The sequence below is a fragment of the Acinetobacter sp. ANC_7513 genome (assembly GCF_056779915.1).
Window position 1 is genome coordinate 1 of record NZ_JBWYIW010000022.1, and the last position, 2523, is coordinate 2523.

The following is a 2523-nucleotide window of genomic DNA, read 5'->3' on the forward strand; positions in this document are numbered from 1 at the left end:
ATAATTAAAGCGATGCCTTGACCCACACCGATACACATAGAGCACAATGCATATTTGCCACCAGTTGCTTCTAGTTGATTCAGTGCAGTCGTCACCAAACGCGCACCTGATGCACCCAATGGATGACCTAATGCAATTGCACCACCATTTGGGTTTACACGTACATCATCGTCGGCTAAACCTAGGTCACGTGTACACGCCAATGCTTGTGCTGCAAACGCTTCGTTCAGCTCAATCACATCCATTTGCTCTAGTGTTAAACCTGTTTGAGCCAGTAACTTTTTAATCGCAGGTGCAGGACCAAAGCCCATAATGCGAGGTTCAACCCCAACGGTGGTTGCACCAATCACTTTGGCACGAGGTTTTAAACCATATTTTTCTACAGCTTCATCAGACGCAATCAGAATCGCAGCAGCACCATCGTTAATCCCTGATGCATTACCTGCGGTTACTGTACCGTCTGCTTTTACAACAGGTTTTAACTTGGTTAACGCTTCTAAAGTGGTTGATGCACGAGGATGTTCATCTTTTGCCACCACAACCGCATCACCTTTACGCTGTGTAATAGTCACAGGCACGATTTCTTGATCAAAGAAACCGCGTGCTTGTGCAGCAGCCGTACGTTGTTGGCTGGTTAAAGCAAATTGGTCTTGATCAGCACGGCTAATATTGAACTGTTCAGCCACGTTTTCAGCCGTTTGCGGCATGGTTTCAACACCATACATTTCTTTAAGCTTCGGGTTGATAAAACGCCAGCCCATGGTGGTGTCTTCAATCTTTTGACTACGACCAAATGCACTCTCAGATTTACCCATCACAAATGGTGCACGTGACATGGATTCAACACCACCTGCCACAATCACGTCAGCCTCACCAGCTTTAATGGCACGCGCGGCCATTGCTACGGTATCGAGTGATGAACCACATAAACGATTGACTGTGGTTGCAGGTACTGTATAAGGAATACCTGCTAAAAGCGCCGACATACGACCGACGTTACGGTTATCTTCACCGGCTTGGTTGGCACAGCCAAATAAAACGTCATCGACGACATTCCAATCCACAGAAGGGTTACGTTCCATTAATGCTTTTAATGGCACTGCACCTAAGTCATCCGCACGGACAGGCGCCAAACCACCGGCATAACGACCAAAAGGCGTACGGATGGCATCAATGATGTATGCGTTTTTCATAGTGTAAGATCCTAAAACCAGTCTTAAGCCTGAGTGGCATCAATGAGTTTGGCACCCGTCATCGATTGAAGCTCTTCAAAAGATAAGCCTTCAACTTTCTCAATCACTTTCATGCCATCTGCCGTCACATCAATCACACAAAGGTCCGTATAAATGCGGTCCACACATTTCAAACCTGTCGCAGGATAAGTCAGCTCAGCAACGATTTTAGGCTCGCCTTTTTTCGTCACATGATCGGTGGTAATAAAGACTTTTTTCGCACCCACGGCTAAGTCCATTGCACCACCCACAGCAGGGATGGCATCAGGTGCACCGGTATGCCAGTTTGCAAGATCACCATTTTCAGCGACTTGGAAAGCACCCAAGACTGCGATGTCTAAATGACCACCACGCATCATTGCAAATGAATCACCATGATGGAAGAAAGCTCCGCCTTCTAGCAGGGTTACAAACTCTTTACCCGCGTTAATTAACTCAGGGTCACGGTCTTCTTCCGCAGGGGGTGGACCAAAGGCCAATAAACCATTTTCAGAATGTAAAAAGACATCTTTGTCAGCAGGTAAATAGCTCGAGATTTTAGTTGGTAAACCAATCCCAAGGTTGACATAAGCACCATCAGGAATATCTTGTGCAACACGTTCAGCAATTTGATCACGGGTTAATTTTTGATAACTCATTTTATTTCTCCAATCTCAAATTACTGCGCAGGTTGAACTTGTACAACGTGTTGTACAAAGATCCCTGGGGTGATGATGTGTTCAGGATCTAAGGCACCGAGTTCCACGACTTCTGATACTTGTGCGATGGTGATATCTGCTGCCATGGCCATAATTGGACCAAAGTTACGTGCAGATTTACGGTACACCAAGTTCCCCCAGCGATCGCCCTTATGCGCTTTAATTAACGCAAAGTCAGCTTTAATTGGATTTTCTAAAACGTAGTCTTTACCATCATAATTCATGGTTGGTTTGCCTTCAGCAAGCAAAGTACCAAAACCTGTAGGTGTGTAGATTGGACCTAAGCCCATACCCGCCGCTTGAATACGGCAAGCCAAGTTGCCTTGCGGTACAAGTTCTAACTCGATTTTGCCTGCACGGTAGAGTTCATCGAAGACATAAGAGTCAGACTGACGAGGAAAAGAACAGATGATTTTACGTACAGCGCCTGCTTGTAACAGTTTAGCCAAGCCGTAATCACCATTACCTGCGTTGTTGTTGACGATCACTAAGTCTTTAATACCGAGTTCAATTAAGCCATCGATGAGTTCAGCAGGCTGACCTGCAGTACCAAACCCACCAATCATAATGGTTGAACCGTCTTTAATTTGGGA

The 2523-nt window shown here is 45.7% G+C and carries 3 protein-coding genes; all 3 read right to left on the reverse strand.

Annotation, left to right across the window (positions count from 1 at the left end):
• Window positions 1-1193: 3-oxoadipyl-CoA thiolase (gene pcaF / locus AC1M9B_RS14335; RefSeq protein ID WP_481609333.1), on the reverse strand; the 1193-nt coding region annotated here is incomplete at its 3' end.
• 23 nt (window positions 1194-1216) lie between these two features.
• Window positions 1217-1870: a 3-oxoacid CoA-transferase subunit B gene (locus tag AC1M9B_RS14340; protein WP_180028014.1), complete on the reverse strand. Its 654-nt coding sequence runs from the start codon at window positions 1868-1870 to the stop codon at window positions 1217-1219.
• A gap of 20 nt (window positions 1871-1890) precedes the next feature.
• Window positions 1891-2523 (reverse strand): 3-oxoacid CoA-transferase subunit A (locus AC1M9B_RS14345; RefSeq protein ID WP_481609334.1); only part of this gene is annotated, 633 nt, incomplete at its 5' end.

Coding starts and splice junctions, on each gene's coding strand:
- AC1M9B_RS14340 (WP_180028014.1), bottom strand. CDS start 1,870: ATGAGTTATCAAAAATTAACCCGTGATCAAATTGCTGAACGTGTTGCA.